Origin of the sequence: Sphingomonas sp. Ant H11 (assembly GCF_000797515.1) — a bacterium.
In the GTDB taxonomy this organism is placed as follows: Bacteria; Pseudomonadota; Alphaproteobacteria; order Sphingomonadales; family Sphingomonadaceae; genus Sphingomonas.
Window position 1 is genome coordinate 1 of the sequence record NZ_JSBN01000072.1, and the last position, 15,577, is coordinate 15,577.

12 protein-coding genes and 6 pseudogenes are annotated in these 15,577 nt (G+C 65.3%); 5 read left to right on the forward strand and 13 right to left on the reverse strand.

The window, feature by feature from the left end; genetic code table 11:
- Positions 1–597 (reverse strand): annotated as a pseudogene (locus NW75_RS14425) (PA domain-containing protein); the annotation flags it as partial.
- A 97-nt stretch (positions 598–694) separates the two neighbouring features.
- Here NW75_RS14425 and pepN point away from each other — a divergent pair.
- Positions 695–3,308 (forward strand): annotated as a pseudogene (gene pepN, locus NW75_RS14430) (aminopeptidase N).
- Between the two features lie 55 nt (positions 3,309–3,363).
- Here the strand turns inward: pepN and NW75_RS14435 are convergent.
- From NW75_RS14435 to rpmF, 5 genes are all read right to left on the reverse strand, one after another.
- Positions 3,364–3,753: a MerR family transcriptional regulator gene (locus NW75_RS14435; protein ID WP_033965869.1), complete on the reverse strand. Its 390-nt coding sequence runs from the start codon at positions 3,751–3,753 to the stop codon at positions 3,364–3,366.
- 8 nt (positions 3,754–3,761) lie between these two features.
- The gene (locus NW75_RS14440; protein ID WP_029622769.1) at positions 3,762–4,061 is read right to left on the reverse strand and encodes an integration host factor subunit alpha; all 300 of its coding nucleotides are present in this window, start codon (positions 4,059–4,061) and stop codon (positions 3,762–3,764) included.
- A gap of 91 nt (positions 4,062–4,152) precedes the next feature.
- On the reverse strand, positions 4,153–5,112 hold the full coding sequence (locus NW75_RS14445) for a beta-ketoacyl-ACP synthase III (RefSeq protein ID WP_033965871.1): 960 nt from the start codon (positions 5,110–5,112) through the stop codon (positions 4,153–4,155).
- Positions 5,109–6,140 carry a phosphate acyltransferase PlsX gene (gene plsX / locus NW75_RS14450; RefSeq protein ID WP_033965872.1) on the reverse strand — a complete coding sequence of 344 codons (1,032 nt, stop codon included), beginning with the start codon at positions 6,138–6,140 and terminating at the stop codon, positions 5,109–5,111. The genes NW75_RS14445 and plsX overlap by 4 nt, the downstream gene beginning before the upstream one ends.
- Positions 6,141–6,180: 40 nt before the next feature.
- A complete protein-coding gene (gene rpmF / locus NW75_RS14455; protein ID WP_010406047.1) occupies positions 6,181–6,360 on the reverse strand; it encodes a 50S ribosomal protein L32 in 180 nt (59 codons plus the stop codon).
- 213 nt (positions 6,361–6,573) lie between these two features.
- Here rpmF and NW75_RS14460 point away from each other — a divergent pair.
- A pseudogene (locus NW75_RS14460) lies at positions 6,574–7,009 on the forward strand (MAPEG family protein).
- 3 nt (positions 7,010–7,012) lie between these two features.
- Here NW75_RS14460 and NW75_RS14465 read toward each other — a convergent pair.
- On the reverse strand, positions 7,013–7,684 hold the full coding sequence (locus NW75_RS14465) for an MBL fold metallo-hydrolase (protein WP_033965874.1): 672 nt from the start codon (positions 7,682–7,684) through the stop codon (positions 7,013–7,015).
- Between the two features lie 96 nt (positions 7,685–7,780).
- Here NW75_RS14465 and pabB point away from each other — a divergent pair.
- The 3 genes and pseudogenes from pabB to NW75_RS25245 all read left to right on the forward strand — a co-directional run bounded on the left by pabB (position 7,781) and on the right by NW75_RS25245 (position 11,097).
- Positions 7,781–9,582 (forward strand): annotated as a pseudogene (pabB, locus tag NW75_RS14470) (aminodeoxychorismate synthase component I).
- A gap of 51 nt (positions 9,583–9,633) precedes the next feature.
- Positions 9,634–10,833, forward strand: a complete 1,200-nt coding sequence (locus NW75_RS14475) for a pyridoxal phosphate-dependent aminotransferase (protein ID WP_033965875.1) — start codon at positions 9,634–9,636, stop codon at positions 10,831–10,833.
- Positions 10,834–10,953: 120 nt separating this feature from the next.
- Positions 10,954–11,097 carry a hypothetical protein gene (locus NW75_RS25245; protein ID WP_171010460.1) on the forward strand — a complete coding sequence of 48 codons (144 nt, stop codon included), beginning with the start codon at positions 10,954–10,956 and terminating at the stop codon, positions 11,095–11,097.
- Here the strand turns inward: NW75_RS25245 and NW75_RS14485 are convergent.
- From NW75_RS14485 to NW75_RS14510, 6 genes and pseudogenes are all read right to left on the reverse strand, one after another.
- Positions 11,087–11,275, reverse strand: a complete 189-nt coding sequence (locus tag NW75_RS14485) for a hypothetical protein (protein ID WP_033965878.1) — start codon at positions 11,273–11,275, stop codon at positions 11,087–11,089. The two genes, NW75_RS25245 and NW75_RS14485, sit on opposite strands and share 11 nt — an antisense overlap.
- Before the next feature lie 17 nt (positions 11,276–11,292).
- Positions 11,293–12,878: pseudogene (locus NW75_RS14490) on the reverse strand (GMC family oxidoreductase).
- 24 nt (positions 12,879–12,902) lie between these two features.
- Positions 12,903–13,820 (reverse strand): sterol desaturase family protein, encoded by a 918-nt coding sequence (locus NW75_RS14495; RefSeq protein ID WP_033965880.1) that lies wholly within the window; start codon positions 13,818–13,820, stop codon positions 12,903–12,905.
- Positions 13,821–13,853: 33 nt separating this feature from the next.
- On the reverse strand, positions 13,854–14,267 hold the full coding sequence (locus NW75_RS14500; protein ID WP_033965882.1) for a hypothetical protein: 414 nt from the start codon (positions 14,265–14,267) through the stop codon (positions 13,854–13,856).
- A pseudogene (locus NW75_RS14505) lies at positions 14,264–14,699 on the reverse strand (TIGR01244 family sulfur transferase). The gene NW75_RS14500 and the pseudogene NW75_RS14505 overlap by 4 nt, the downstream one beginning before the upstream one ends.
- A 162-nt stretch (positions 14,700–14,861) precedes the next feature.
- On the reverse strand, positions 14,862–15,577 hold a 716-nt coding region (locus NW75_RS14510), incomplete at its 5' end, for an HRDC domain-containing protein (RefSeq protein ID WP_033965883.1).

Genomic DNA, 15,577 nt, shown 5'->3' on the forward strand with positions numbered 1-15,577 from the left:
CCACAGCACCACCACGCCGACCGCGCCATGCTGCGCCGCGATCACCGCCTTGGTCGCCACGCTCTGGAAATGCGCGCGTTCCTCGCTCTGGAAGCTGTTCGGCGCGCCCGCGAACAGCGCGACGATCTTGCCGCGCACATCCACCCCGGCATAATCGTCGCGGCGATAAGTCGGCGCGACCAGCCCATAGCCGACGAACACCACCGGCGCATCGAGCGCGGTCTGCGCGGCACTCGCCACCGCGCCCGGCACATAATCCTCGCCAAAGACCAGCGTGCGCGGGCCCGCGCCCGCGCCGGTCAGCACGACATCGCCCTTGTCGGCAGCGCGATAGGTGACCAGCGGCACCTTCTGGATATAGCTGCCCGCATCCCCGGCAGGCTTCAGCCCGGCGGCAAAGAATTGCGCGGCGACATATTCCGCGGCGATCCTATATTCGGGGCTGCCCGCCTCGCGCCCGCGCAGCGCATCGGAGGCAAGAAACAGGACATGCGCCTTCATCGCGGCCTGATCGTCGGGCAAGGGCGCGTCCTGCGCGAGCCCCGCGCTTGCGCTCGCGAGCGCAATCATGCCCGCCATCCAGATCTTCATCGTCATCCCTTTTGCTATCCTGGCCCGCTACCATAGGGATTACCGCACGCAAAACGGGCGATTTCGGTGGCACGGCACGGTTGCGGGCCCTACATCGCAGGGAATGCTCGATATCCAGACCAGCTCCGCCCTGCCGACGGCCACGCCGCATGTTACGCGCCGTGAGGATTACACGCCGCCCGACTGGCAAGTGCCCGAGATCGCGCTCGACTTCGACCTCGACCCGGCCAGCACGCGCGTGAAGGCCATGCTGCACGTGCAGCGCAGCGACACGCATGATCGCCCGCTGCGGCTCGACGGGGCGGGGCAGACGCTATTGTCGGTCAGCGTCGACGGGGTCGCGGTCAATGACTGGACGATCGAGGGCGAAACGCTGGTGCTGCCGCTGGCGGGCTCGGCGCATGTCGTCGAAACCGAGGTCGAGATCGCGCCCGAGCGCAACACGCAGCTGATGGGCCTCTATGCCTCGGGCGGCAACCTCTGCACGCAGTGCGAGGCCGAGGCTTTCGCCGCATCACCTATTTCCCCGACCGGCCCGACGTACTCAGCCGCTACCAGGTGCGGATGACTGCGGACAAGGCGCGCTATCCGGTGCTGCTCGCCAATGGCGACCCGATCGCCTCGGGCGATTTGCCCGAGGGCAAGCATTGGGCCGAGTGGCGCGACCCCTTCCCCAAGCCCTGTTACCTGTTCGCGCTGGTGGCGGGCGATCTCGCGGTCAATCGCGGCAGCTTCGTTACGATGTCGGGGCGCGAAGTCGCGCTCGGCATCTGGGTGCGCGCCGCCGACGTGCCGCGCACCGACCATGCGCTCGCCGCGCTCAAAGCCGCAATGGCCTGGGACGAGCAGACATATGGCCGCGAATATGATCTCGACGTGTTCAACATCGTCGCGGTCGATGATTTCAACTTCGGCGCGATGGAGAATAAGGGGCTGAACATCTTCAACAGCCGCTACATCCTCGCCGACCCCGACACCGCGACCGATTATGATTATGACGGCATCGCCGCCGTCGTCGCGCACGAATATTTCCATAATTGGTCGGGCAACCGCGTCACCTGCCGCGACTGGTTCCAGCTGTCGCTGAAGGAAGGCTTCACCGTCTATCGCGACCAGTGCTTCTCGGCCGATCAGGGCTCGGCCGCAGTCAAGCGGATCGAGGATGTGCGCGGCCTGCGTGCGTCGCAATTCCCCGAGGATGCCGGACCGCTCGCCCACCCGATCCGCCCCGATTCCTATCAGGAAATCTCCAACTTCTACACCGCCACCATCTACAACAAGGGTGCCGAGATCATCCGGATGCTGGCGACCATCCTGGGCGCGCAGGCGTTCCGCGCCGGCACGACCTGTATTTCGACCGCTTCGACGGCACCGCGGCCACCTGCGAGGATTTCGTCGCCTCGCTGGAAGATGCCAGCGCTACGGACCTGACCCAGTTCCGCCGCTGGTACTCCCAGGCGGGTACGCCGCGCATCACCGCCTCGCTGCTGCATCATCAAGGCTCGGGCCGCGCGGAACTGGTGCTGGCGCAAAACACCCCCCCGACGCCGGGCCAAAGCATCAAGCAACCGGTCGTGCTGCCGTTGCGGGTAAAACTGTTCGGGGCCGACAGCGGACAGCCCTATGCACCCGAGCAAACCGTGCTGCTGACCGAGGCGGAACACCGCATCGTTTTCGAAGACGTGCGCGAACGCCCGATCCTGTCGATCAACCGCGGTTTCTCCGCCCCGGCGATCCTCGAGACCGATCGCAGCGCCGCCGACCTGGCCTTCCTCGCCGCGCAGGATGACGATCCGTTCGCGCGCTACGAAGCGTTGCAGCAACTCATGCTCGATACGCTGGTGGAAAGTGCCGGTGGTGCCCGCGTCGATCACACCGCCGTGATCGCCGCGATCGGCGGCACGCTCGCCAACCCGCAACTCGACCGCGCTTTCGTCGCGGAAGCCGTGCTGCTGCCATCGGAAAGCTTCATCGGCGACCAGATGACGGTGGTCGATCCCGAAGCGATCTTCCGCGCCCGCGAAGCCCTGCGCCGCGATATCGGGCGCACGCTGGAGGATGCGTGGCGCACTGCCTATCATGCGGCCCGCGCCACCACCGACGGCTATGTCTATTCGCCGGAGGCCAAGGGCCTGAGGCGGCTGAAATCGGTGGCGCTCGGCTATATTGCGGCGTCGGGGGCGGGTGACGCGGGCGCACTGGCGTTCGCGCAATTCGAAGCCGCCGACAATATGACCGACCGGCAAAGCGCGTTGACCACCTTGGTCGCGGGCGATTCCACCCAGCGCACGCCTGCGCTCGACATCTTCTACAATCGCTACAGCGACAATGCGCTGGTGCTCGACAAATGGTTCTCGGTGCAGGCGATGGCCCCGCGCGACGACACCGGCGCGATCGTGCTGGAACTGTCACAGCATCGCGATTTCACGCTCGCCAACCCCAATCGCGCACGCGCGCTGATCGGTGCCTTCGGGGTCAATCAGCGCGCCTTCAACACAGCCGATGGATCGGGCTATCGCTTCCTGGCCGATCAACTGATCGCGCTGGACCGGATCAACCCGCAAACCGCCGCCAAGCTGATTCCCCCGCTCGGCCGCTGGAAGCGCTTCGACCCCAGCCGCGCCGCGCTGATGCGCGCGCAGCTCGAACGGATCGTGGCGGTGCCGGGCTTGTCGAAGGATATGGCGGAACAGGCGTCGCGCAGCCTGGACGGGTGAAGCACGCGCGGGAAGCGGGCGCTGTCCTCCGCTTCCCCTCCCTTCGGCACGCCGCTCACGCGTCGTCGGTGAGGGCCGTTGCCAAAGCGGTGCGCACCGCCAGAATTGCGTCCCGCGCTCTGTTATCCAGCGCGGCGTTGCGGGGCGACGGTGGTTTGCCCTCGAGCAACAGTGCCTTTTGCACGCCGCGAATCGTATAGCCGTCCTGCTCCAGCATCGCCGCAATACGCCGGACCAGCGCCACGTCCTCGGGACGGTAATAACGGCGATTGCCGGCGCGCTGCAGCGGTCGCAGCTGGGGGAAGCGGGTCTCCCAATAGCGCAAGATATGCTGCGGCAGCCCCGTCTCCCGCGACAATTCCCCGATCGTGCGATACGCGCCCGCCGCCTTGCCGCCCGACTCCGCTGCAGCAGGAGCGTCGGCTTTCGCGGGCGGAACCGCCATGGTCAGCGTCAGTCGGCGTCGACGATGCGATCGCGCATCATCTGGCTGGCGCGGAAGGTAAGCACGCGGCGCGGCGCGATCGGGACTTCGATGCCCGTCTTTGGATTTCGACCGACGCGCTCGCCCTTGTCGCGCAGGACGAAGGTGCCGAAGCCCGAAATCTTGACGTTGTCGCCCTTGGCCAGCGCACCACACATATGGCCAAGGATTTGCTCAACCAGCTTGGACGAATCCGCGCGCGACAGGCCAACACTATTATGGAGCGCCTCCGCCAGATCGGCCCGTGTCAACGTTCCTACAGATGCCATTCCGTTTCCCTCCCCGAAGAATGGTAGAGAACCGACCTAACACACAGAAGTGCTTGACTGAAAGTACTAGTTACTTCCTCGTAAGAAGGGATTAGAAGCGAATCACCGCGGCACCCCAGGTGAAGCCGCCGCCCATCGCTTCCAGCACAATCAGATCGCCATGCTTGATCCGCCCGTCCTTGACCGCGGTATCGAGCGCGAGTGGAACCGAGGCGGCCGAAGTGTTGGCATGCTGGTCAACCGTGACGACGACTTTGTCGGGCGACAGGTTGAGCTTGCGCGCCGTTGCATCCAGGATGCGGGCATTGGCCTGATGCGGCACCAGCCAGTCGACATCGCCCGCCGAAAGCCCGGCAACGGCCAGCGTCTCGGTCATCACCGAGGCGAGATTGACGACGGCGTGGCGAAACACCTCGCGCCCCTTCATCCGCACCTTGCCGACAGTGCCGGTGGTCGAGGGACCACCATCGACATAAAGCAGTTCGTTATGGCGGCCATCGGCGTGGAGCCGCACCGCGAGAATGCCGCGTGCGCCCGTGTCCTGCGCCTCCAGCACCACTGCGCCCGCGCCATCGCCGAACAGCACGCAGGTCGCGCGGTCTTCCCAGTCGAGGATACGGCTGAAGGTCTCCGCACCGATCACCAGCGCACGCCTGGCGGCCCCGCTGCGCAACATGCTGTCGGCAACCTGCAGCGCATAGAGAAAGCCCGAACAGACGGCGGCGACATCGAAGGCCACGCAATCATCGATGCCGAGCATCGCCTGCACCTTGGTCGCGCTGGCCGGGAAGGTCTGGTCCGGCGTGGCCGTCGCCAGCACGATCAAATCGATGTCCTGCGCCGCAATACCGGCGGAACCCAGCGCCGCGCGGCAGGCGTCTGCGGCCAGCGTGGCGGTGGTCTCGTCAGGGCCGGCGATGTGACGGAAGCGGATGCCGGTGCGCTCGACGATCCATTCGTCCGAGGTGTCGACGGTTTCGGCCAGCTCGGCATTGGACACGCGCCGCGTCGGCAGCGCCGATCCGGTGCCGATAATCACGCTTTGCATCATGCCGCCTTTTTCTCGAAATCACCCAGATCTTCCGCGATTCGCCGCGTCAGATCATCGCGCACCATCTTCGCCGCCGCCGCGATTGCGGTGGCCACGCCCACTTCGTTGGCACCGCCGTGGCTTTTAACGACCAGCCCGTTAAGCCCCAGAAAAACGGCACCATTGTGGTTATTCGGGTCGAGATGATGGCGCAGTAATTCGGTTGCGGGGCGCGAGATGAGGAAGCCGATCTTCGAGCGGACCGAAGACCGGAAAGCCCGCTTGAGCAGATCGGCGACGAACCGCGCGGTGCCTTCGGCGGTTTTCAGCGCGATATTGCCGGAAAAGCCGTCGCACACGATCACATCGACATCACCGCGCGACAATTTGTCGCCTTCGATGAAGCCGGTAAATTCCAGTGGAAGATGCGCGGCGGCGCGCAAGGCGGTGGCGGCGTCGCGAATCGTCTCGGTGCCCTTCTGGTCCTCGCTGCCGATGTTGAGCAGCGCGACTCGCGGGCGCGCGAGATCCAGCGTCGTGCGCGCATAGGCCGCGCCCATCACGGCAAACTGAATGAGATTACGCGAATCGCACTCGGTATTGGCACCGAGATCGAGCACGACCGTGTCATTGTCGCCCAGCGACGGCATCAGCCCCGCCAGCGCCGGGCGGTCGATCCCCGGGATCATGCGCAGCGACAGCTTCGACATCGCCATCAGCGCACCGGTATTGCCCGCCGACACGCAAGCGGCAGCGCGGCCCTGCTTCACCATGTCGATGGCAATACCCATCGATGTGGTCTTGGCGCGGCGAATCGCCTGGCTCGGCTTGTCGCTCGAGCCGACAACCTCCGGCGCATGGACGATTTCGGAATGCGCGGTGAGGTTGGGGTGGTTCAACAGCCCAGCCCGAATCGCTGCCTCGTCGCCGACCAGAATGAAGCGCATGTCCTCGAACCGGCGGCGGGCACGCGCCACCCCGGCGAGCATCACCGCCAGCCCTTCGTCGCCACCCATCGCATCGATCGCGATCCGGGAGCTGTTCGTCACGCTGGCCGCCCCCTGTTCACTGTCCGAGCGTTGCGTCAGGTCAGCCTTCGACCGAAACGATCTCACGACCGTTATAATGGCCGCACGACGGGCACAGATTGTGAGGACGCTTCAGTTCGCCGCAATTCGGGCATTCCTGGAACGACGCGACGGTCAGCGAATCGTGCGAACGACGCATGCCGCGCTTGGACGGCGTGGTTTTTCTTTTGGGGACGGCCATTTCGGCGAAACCTTATGCTTGTCTGACAGGTGCGATACGCCCGGTTCGGGCTCTCCGCAACCAACGCCTGAGGTTGGCCGCGCAAGCGGCACCGATGCCAGACAAATCGCGAAGATGGCGGCCTATAGCGATTCTGCGCGGCGTTGCAAGCTCAGGGAATGGATGCCAAGGCCGCATCACACGGTTTACCGGACTTTCTGGGGGAGAAGAACGATGAGTTCGATCATGTTGCCAATCACATTGATGACAGCGGGTGCCGCCGCCCTGCTCAATTTGTGGCTCGCCATGCGCACCGGCTCGGTCCGGACCAAGGCCAAGATCGATATGCGACGGCGGCAACGATTTGCTGATTCGCCGGATGCGCGCACATGCGAATTTCGTCGAATATACGCCCTTCATCCTGATCCTGATCGCCCTGATCGAATACACCACAGGCACGTCGCTGTGGCTGTGGGTGGCGAGCGCGGTGTTCCTGCTTGGCCGAGTCGGCCATGCGCTCGGGATGGAAGGTTTGCCCGGCGGACGGATGGTCGGCACGATCATTACGTTCGCGCTGCTGCTCGGCCTGGGCGGCTATGCGGTGGTGCTGCCCTATCTGCCACACGCGGCGACCAGCGTGACCGCCCCGAGCGCCGTCCGCGCGGGCTGAGCCTCAGGCGGCGAGCGCCGCATCGCTGACGAACATGTTGGTGCGGCGCTCATGCGCGAAACTGCTCGCCGGGCCGTGCCCCGGAATGAAGGTGGTGTCGTCGCCGAGCGGCCACAGCTTGGTGACGATCGACTCGAGCAATTGCGGATGGTTGCCGCGCGGGAAATCGGTGCGGCCGACTGACCCTGCGAACAGCACGTCACCGACCAGCGCCAGTTTGGAGGGCGCGTGGTGGAAGACGACGTGGCCAGGCGTGTGGCCAGGCGTCTCATAAACATCGAGCACGAGATTGCCGACGGTGACGGTATCGCCCTCGACCAGCCAGCGGTCCGGCTCGAAATTGACGCCGGGGATGCCGTATTGCGCACCACTTTCGGACAGGGTCGAGGTGAGGAAACGATCCTCCTCATGCGGCCCCTCGATCGCGACGCCGAGCTGTTCGGCGAGCGGCTTGGCCTCGCCGCAATGGTCGATATGGCCGTGGGTAAGGATGATCTTCTCGACCGTCACCTTGTGCTGCGCGGCGGCGGCGAGCAGCTTGGGCAAGTCGCCACCCGGATCGACGAACGCCCCGCGCATCGTCGCGGTGCACCATAACAGCGTGCAATTCTGTTGCAGCGGCGTCACCGGGATGATCGTGGCGCGAAGCGGCGGCTGGGGGGGCTGAGCGGTCATGCGCCCTGAAATACGGTGAGTGCGGCGGAAAACCAAGCGCGCGAAAACCAAGGGTTGCCGACAGGGGCGTCGCCGGGGCATTTGTTACACGACATTATGCACACGCCATCGCCCAACCCGCTTGTCCTGCGGAGCCCCTTCGTCCTGCTGGACGACGCGCGCGATGGCGGTGCAGCGGCGCGGCTCTATTGCGATCCGGTGCGAATCGTCACGGCGCGATCGGTGTCCGAAGTCCGCCCGGCGCTGGAGGCGCTGCGCGCCGCGCGGGCTGGCGGGCTGCAGGCCGCCGGATTCCTGTCCTACGAAGCCGGTACGGCGTTCGAGTCGGTCGCGGGAGCGGAGCCGGACGAGACCGGGACTCCTTTGCTGTGGTTCGGCTTGTTCGAACGTTATACCGAGATCGCCCCCGACGCGGTGCCGGCCATGCTGCCCGATCCGGCGGGGGCGTGGATCGGTGCGCCCGAACCGGCGATCGACCGCGCGACCTATGATGCGCATTTCGCCGCCGTGCAGGCGCGCATCGTCGCCGGGGACCTGTACCAGGCCAATCTCACCTATCGCGCACACGCCCGTGTCCTCGGCGATCCGCTTTCGCTGTACGCGCGCCTGCGCAATGCAGCGCGCGCCGGGTTTGGTGCGCTGATCGACACCGGGGCCGAACGGATCCTCTCGCTTTCGCCCGAATTGTTCTTTTCGCTGGAAGGCGACACGCTGCTGTGTCGGCCGATGAAGGGCACGGCGCGGCGCGGCGATAGCGCCGATGCCGACCGCGCGATTGCCGCAGCGCTGGTCGAAGACCCCAAGCAGCGCGCCGAAAATTTGATGATCGTGGACTTGATGCGCAACGATCTGGCGCGCGTTGCCCGCGCCGGATCGGTCGCGGTGCCGCATTTGTTCGAGGTGGAAACCTACCCGACGGTGCATCAATTGGTCTCGACCGTCACCGCGTCGATCGCGCCCGACACCGACGCGATCGACGTGCTGGCGGCGCTGTTTCCGTGCGGATCGATCACCGGCGCTCCGAAAATCGCGGCAATGGAGGCAATCGCCGCGATCGAAGGGGGCGCACGCGGACTCTATACCGGAGCGATCGGCCGGTTGGATGCCGATGGCGATGCCATGTTCAACGTCGCGATTCGCACGCTGACGCTGCCGTATGGCGCGGAGTACGCCAGCTTTGGCGCGGGCGGTGGCATCGTCGCCGATTCGGTCGCGGCCGAGGAATGGGACGAAGCACGTGCCAAGACCGACTTCCTGACTCGAGATGCGCGCGCGTTCGACCTGATCGAGACGATGGCGTTCGATCCCGAGCACGGCGTCTTGCGGCTGGATCGCCACCTCCGGCGGCTTGCGGCGAGTGCGCAGGCGTTCGGCTTCGCGTTCGACCGGCACGGCACCCGCAATGAGCTGCAGGCGGCGACCTTCCGCCTGCGGACGCGGCGCAAGGTCCGCCTGGTGCTGGCACCGAGCGGCGCGGTCGCGATCGAAATCGCCGAAATGCCTGCGGCTTCGGATCAGCCCTTGTCGGTGGCGGTGGTTCCCCTGCCGGTCACCCCCGACGATTTTCGCCTACGCCACAAAACCAGCGACCGCGCCTTTTACGACCGCGCGCGTGTGGCTGCGGGCAGCGACGAAGTGGTGTTCGTGCGCCCCGACGGGCGGCTGACCGAGGGGAGTTTCACCTCGCTGTTCGTGCCGCGCGGGGATGTCCTCGTTACGCCGCCACTGGAGGACGGACTGTTACCAGGGGTGTTGCGCGCGACCTGCTGGCGCAAGGCCGGGCGATCGAGGGTGTACTCACCGAGGCCGATCTGGCGCATGAATTTTTCGTCGGTAACGCCCTGCGCGGACTGATTCGTGCGCGACGCACGGTTGCGGCAACGCCGCTGGCGGGATAAGCGCTCGCGCGAGTTCCCCGCCGCCACGGCTTTTTCCCAAGGCTCTTTCTTATGCATCCATCCGCCGCGCTCGCCCGCATCAAGCCCTCGCCGACGCTGGCGATCACCACGCGCGTGCAGGAATTGAAGCGCGCAGGCGTTGACGTGATTGGTCTCGGCGCAGGCGAGCCCGATTTCGACACGCCCGATTTCGTGAAGGAAGCCGCGATCAAGGCGATTCGCGACGGCCAGACCAAGTACACCAATGTCGACGGCACGCCGGAGCTGAAGGCCGCGATCGTCGCAAAGTTCGCGCGCGACAACGAACTGTCCTACACCCCCGACCAGATCAGCGTGAATGTCGGCGGCAAGCACACCTTGTTCAACGCGATCGTCGCCACGGTCGATGTCGGGGACGAAGTGATCGTGCCTGCGCCCTATTGGGTGAGCTATCCCGATGTCGTGCTGTTCGCGGGCGGCACACCGGTGTTCGTCGCGGCTGGGCCGGAGCAGGGCTACAAATTGCGTCCCGAGCAGCTCGAGGCGGCGATCACCCCGCGCACCAAATGGGTGATCCTCAATTCGCCCTCGAACCCGACCGGTGCTGCCTATAGCGCTGCCGAGTTGAAGGCGCTGGGCGAAGTGCTCGAGCGCCACCCGCATGTGTGGATCTTCGCCGACGATATGTACGAGCATATCCTCTATGACGGCTTCGAATTCACCACGATCGCGCAAGTATGCCCGTCGCTGTACGAGCGCACGCTGACCGTCAACGGCTGCTCCAAGGCCTATGCCATGACCGGCTGGCGCATCGGCTATGCCGGGGGCGCGTCGTGGCTGATCAAGGCGATGTCCAAGCTGCAGTCGCAATCGACCAGCAACCCGTGCTCGATCGCGCAGGCCGCTGCCGTTGCGGCGCTCAATGGCGACCAGAGCTTCCTCAAGGACCGTGCCGCCGCGTTCCAGGTGCGGCGCGATCTGGTCGTGTCGATGCTGAACGAGGCCGAAGGCATCACTTGCCCGAAGCCGGAGGGGGCGTTCTATGTCTATCCCGAATTCTCGGCGCTGATCGGCAAATCGACGCCGTCGGGCAAGCTGATCGACAGCGACGAAGCCTTCGTCGCCTATCTGCTCGACGATGCCAAGGTCGCCGCCGTCCAGGGTGCGGCATTCGGCCTGTCCCCGGCGATGCGCATTTCCTATGCCACTTCCGACGCGCTGCTGCGCGAAGCCTGCGAACGCATCCAGACGGCCTGCGCAAACGTACGTTGAGCCATTGGTTCAGCTTTTAGCAACGATTGGTTGCTGAAAAGCCTCTTGCGAAACGATCGGACAATGTCGATTTGCTGCGTCGCAGCGATCGGCATTGGGCCGAGCGCGAAAGGGTTTACAATGCGCAGCGTTCTTAAGTCGGGTTTCTTGTGGCAGTTTGCGGGTGGCTTCGCCTTGGGCGCGGTCGCTCTTGTAACGCTGCACCCGACCGAAGGCGCGCGGGCCACCACCCCGACCGAGGCGAAAGCACCGGCTACCCGCTAATCGTCTGCTCGATGACGGGGTCCGCTTCGTCGGCCTCCGCTGCGGCCGCCGAGTTGCCCACGCTCTTCTGCCGATAGCGCCGCGCCATCAGGGCGGCACCGAGCAGAAAGCCCCCCGGCACCAGCACCACCGCTGCCGCCAGCCCAATCCGGTTCCAGTTCGTTTCTTTGCGTTCCATCCGGAGCGCTTAGACGATCATCCCAGATCCGCTGTCACAAAATCGGCACAGCGCTCCCCGATCATGATCGATGGGGCGTTGGTGTTGCCCGAGATGAGCTTGGGCATAACCGAGGCATCGGCCACGTACAGCCCTTCCACGCCGCGCACGCGCAACCGCGGATCGCACACCGCCGCGTCGTCCGATCCCATGCGCGCCGTCCCGACCGGGTGATACACCGTGTCGGCGCGCGCGCGGATCAGGCGCTCCAGCGCGTCATCGTCGCTCAGATCGATCGGGTAGCGATCGCGCCCCTTGTGGTTGCTCAGCGGCGCGGTCTCGAGAATGCGGTACATCGCGCGCACGCCGCGCTTCATCACCTCCATGTCGCGGGAATCGCTGAAAAAGGCGGGGTCGATCAACGGTGCTGCGCGCGCATCGACCGAGGCCAGCCGCACCGTGCCGTGGCTTTCGGGCCGGAGCACGCAGACGTGGCAGGAAAAGCCATGCCCAGGCACCTTGGTGCGGCCATGATCCTCGAGTGCTGCGATCACGAAATGGAGCTGCACGTCGGGGGCGGGGGCATCGGGCGATACGGTCAGAAAGGCACCGGCTTCGGCAAAAGGCGTGGTCATCATGCCCTGGCGCTTGCGCAGCCATTGGAAGAACGCGCTGCCCATCGCCAGCGTGCCCTTCAGCGATGAACCGACAAACTCGGTCCCCGGTGTCTCGAACGCTGCGACATAATCGATATGGTCCTGCAAATTGGACCCGACCGCAGGCCGGTCCACCCGCACCGCGATACCCTTTTCGCGTAAATGCACGCCGGGTCCGATCCCCGACAGCATCAGCAATTGCGCTGTGCCGAACACGCCGCCCGCCAGGATGACGCCGCGCCGCGCGCGAATCACCTTCGATTGGCCATCCTGCAAATAGGCGACACCCCACACCCGCCCTTCGTCGAACAGCACACGTTCGGCGGTAACGCCGGTCAGGATATGCAGATCGGGATTGGCCGGGCGATCCCCCAGATAGCGCGCGCCGAGGTCCAGCGCTCGCCATTCTTCTGCGTCACCTGATACAGGCCGATCCCGTCCTGCCGTTCGCCATTGAAATCCATGTTGCGCGGGATTTGCAGGCTCGCGCCTGCCTCGATGAAATCAAGGCTGCCGGGATTGGCGAATTTCTGGTCGCTCACCCATAACGGCCCGTCGCCGCCATGATAGGCATCGCCACGCCGCACATTGTGTTCGCTGCGTTTGAACCAGGGCAGCACCTCGTCATACGACCAGCCGGGACAGCCCATCGCCGCCCAATTGTCATAGTCCCAGCGATTGCCGCGAATATAGATCATCGCATTGATCGCGCTCGATCCGCCCAGCCCCTTGCCGCGCGGCTGATGCCCGCGTCGGCCGTTCAACCCGGCTTGCGGCACCGTCTCGTAATTCCAGTTGGTCTTGTCGGTCTGGAAAGCGAGGAAAGCCGGAATGCGCGTGCGCAAACCGGTGTTGCGCCCGCCCGCCTCCAGCAAGGCGACCGAGAATTTCCCGCCTTCGCTCAGCCGCCCGGCCGCCGCCGCTCCGCCAGATCCGCCCCCGACGACGACGATGTCGGCTTCTTCCATTCGACCTCTCCCCACCCTGGCGCTTTACTGCACCCTGTCTGTGTCTTGCTCTGTGGTGCCGCTCACGCGCGCGCGCCACCGCGCCTTGATCGTCTCCGACGTGTCGCGGCTGCCATCATGGCTCCACCCCGGCGGCATCACCAGATAGCCGAGCTTGGCACGAAGCCCGGGCGCGCGCCACACATCCTGCGCGATGCCGATCCATTCGTGGAACGCCGCCCATAACAGGTTGAAGCTGCCGAGATTCTTGACGATGCCGTATTGGGGCCGGTCATCGGCGCGCTCGGGCTCGAACGTGCCGAACATCCGGTCCCACACGATGAACACCCCGGCATAATTGGTGTCGAGATAGCGCGGGTTGGTCGCGTGATGCGCACGGTGGTGCGACGGCGTGTTCATCACCGCCTCGAACCAGCGTGGCATCCGGTCGATCACTTCGGTGTGGATCCAGAATTGGTAGATCAGATTCAGCCCCGCAACGAAGAACACCATTGCTGGCGGAAAACCGATCAGGAACAGCGGCAGGCGGAAGATGAACCCGATCGAGATGAAGCCCGTCCAGGTCTGCCTGAGCGCGGTCGACAGATTATAATGCTGGCTCGAATGGTGGATGACATGGCTCGCCCAGAACCAGCGGACGCGGTGTGCCGAGCGATGGAAGACATAATAGGCCAGATCGTCGAGGACGAAGGCGAGCACGAACCAATACCATTGGTAGCCGATGTCGAACAGCCGGAACTGCCACACCCACAGCGCCATCGCATAAACCAGGCCGACCGACAGCGCCCCCGCGACGGTGCTGCCCAGCCCCAGCAAGAGCGAGGTCAACGTATCGCGCGGTTCGTAACGGGTGCGGTCGCGCATCCGGGCGACCACCATCTCGGCCAGCACCAGCACAATGAAGCCGGGCACAGCATATTGGACGGGATCGGGCAGCTCCATGACGCTACTTACACCCTTGTCAGTGCCTCTTTGTCAATGCAGCGTGACCACGACATCGCGCGGTCGGTCGGCCGATGCCTCGATCGCGCGCACTTCGATATCGGTTACGCCGAACAACAGCACGCTGCCGAACAGCCGCTCGCCCGTTTCTATCCGCACGCCCTCGATTCCCTGGCTGAGCTGAAGCGGCGCGATCAGGCGACGCGCGGCGATCCTCGCACCGTGGCGTTTGAGTAGGGCAACGGCACCATTGCCCGCGACCAGCGCCGCGCCACCATCGGTACCGATCACGGCGTCATGCGCGATGAACCCCGCCAGCATCTGCTCGGCGGTTTCGCGCGCTTGCGCCACACTCGCAATCCGGCTCTCGCCCAGCCGCAACCAGCGCGCGATCAGCGCGAGCGCGATCACGCCTGCAAGACTATAGCCGAGTTGCGTCCAGTTCATGCCGCCGTGGACAGCGCATCGAGCAGCGGCCGCAGGCCGGTCAGGTCATACCCCCGCCGCCGCAGCCTTCGCCATTGCGGCGTCGGGGTGCGCGCCCGCCTTCACCGCCGCCAGCGCCCACAGATTGCACGACCGTGTGCCCGAGCGGCAATAGGCCAGCACCGGCCCTTTGGCCTCGCCCAGCACCGCTGCCATCGCGTCGATTTGCGGGTGCGAGAAACCGGCATGGGTGACGGGAATGGCGGTATAGCCAAGCCCGGCAGCCGCTGCGGCGGCGGCGATTTCCTCGCCGGTCGGCTGGCCGAAATCCTCGCCGTCGGGGCGGTTGTTGACGATGACGGTAAAGCCGGCCGCAGCGAGCTCCGCCAGATCGTCCAGGGCAATCTGCGGCGCGACGGAGATGGTGGCGTCGATGGTGCGGAGTGTGGTCATGCGGTTAATCTAACCAGCACGGTGGCGTTGCGAAAGCGACAGATTGTGGATGCGCGGAGAAGAAAAGCTAAACGCAAAGGCGCGAAGCGATTGGTCGCACAGCCATCCCCCTTTCTTCTCTTTGCGTCTTCGCGGCTTCGCGCGAGAACCCCTTCTTCTCGCCTAAAACCGCCGCACCACCGCCAGAAACGCCTCGCCATAGGCCTCCAGCTTGCGCGTGCCGACGCCCGTGATTCGCCCCATCGCCGCCAGTGTCGCGGGGCGCAGCGTCGCCATTTCGCGCAGCACCGAATCGTGGAAGATCACATACGGCGGCACGCTTGCCTCCAGCGCAAGTTCGCGGCGCTTGGTGCGCAGCGCCTCGAACAGCGGATCGCCGCTCGGATTCAGTTGCGCGCCGGTGCCGCCGCGCGTGCGCCGCGTACGCTTAGGCGGCAGAATCAGATCGACGCGCTCGCCTTCCTTCAGGATACCGCGCGCGCCCGGCCCAAACTCCAGCCCGCCAAAGTCGTTCGCGCGCAACGCATCGCGCAGCAACAACGCGCGTCCCACCGGCTTGATCAGCGCCGCTTCCTCCGGCGACGAGGCGATGCCGAACACGCCGAGCGACTCATGCCCGTTCATCAGGCTGCGCTCGCTCGACTGGCCCATCAGGACTTGTTCGATATAGCCCGCGCCAAAGCTCTGGCCTGTGCGAAACACCGCGGAGAGGAATTTCCTCGCCACCTCCGTCGCGTCGACCGCCGCCGGAGGGTTGAGGCAATTGTCGCAATTCCCACATGTTTCGGGGCTGTCATCGCCGAAATGCTTCAGCAGGATCTTGCGCCGGCACCCCGCCGTCTCGGCCAGCGCGCCCAGCGCCGCCAGCCGTTGCCGCT

Bases quoted from the DNA above. Each gene is read 5' to 3' on its own strand.
- NW75_RS14435 (WP_033965869.1), bottom strand. From the start codon at position 3,753: ATGGCGGTTCCGCCCGCGAAAGCCGACGCTCCTGCTGCAGCGGAGTCG.
- NW75_RS14440 (WP_029622769.1), bottom strand. From the start codon at position 4,061: ATGGCATCTGTAGGAACGTTGACACGGGCCGATCTGGCGGAGGCGCTC.
- NW75_RS14445 (WP_033965871.1), bottom strand. From the start codon at position 5,112: ATGATGCAAAGCGTGATTATCGGCACCGGATCGGCGCTGCCGACGCGG.
- rpmF (WP_010406047.1), bottom strand. From the start codon at position 6,360: ATGGCCGTCCCCAAAAGAAAAACCACGCCGTCCAAGCGCGGCATGCGT.
- NW75_RS14465 (WP_033965874.1), bottom strand. From the start codon at position 7,684: ATGACCGCTCAGCCCCCCCAGCCGCCGCTTCGCGCCACGATCATCCCG.
- NW75_RS14475 (WP_033965875.1), top strand. From the start codon at position 9,634: ATGCATCCATCCGCCGCGCTCGCCCGCATCAAGCCCTCGCCGACGCTG.
- NW75_RS25245 (WP_171010460.1), top strand. From the start codon at position 10,954: ATGCGCAGCGTTCTTAAGTCGGGTTTCTTGTGGCAGTTTGCGGGTGGC.
- NW75_RS14485 (WP_033965878.1), bottom strand. From the start codon at position 11,275: ATGGAACGCAAAGAAACGAACTGGAACCGGATTGGGCTGGCGGCAGCG.
- NW75_RS14495 (WP_033965880.1), bottom strand. From the start codon at position 13,820: ATGGAGCTGCCCGATCCCGTCCAATATGCTGTGCCCGGCTTCATTGTG.
- NW75_RS14500 (WP_033965882.1), bottom strand. From the start codon at position 14,267: ATGAACTGGACGCAACTCGGCTATAGTCTTGCAGGCGTGATCGCGCTC.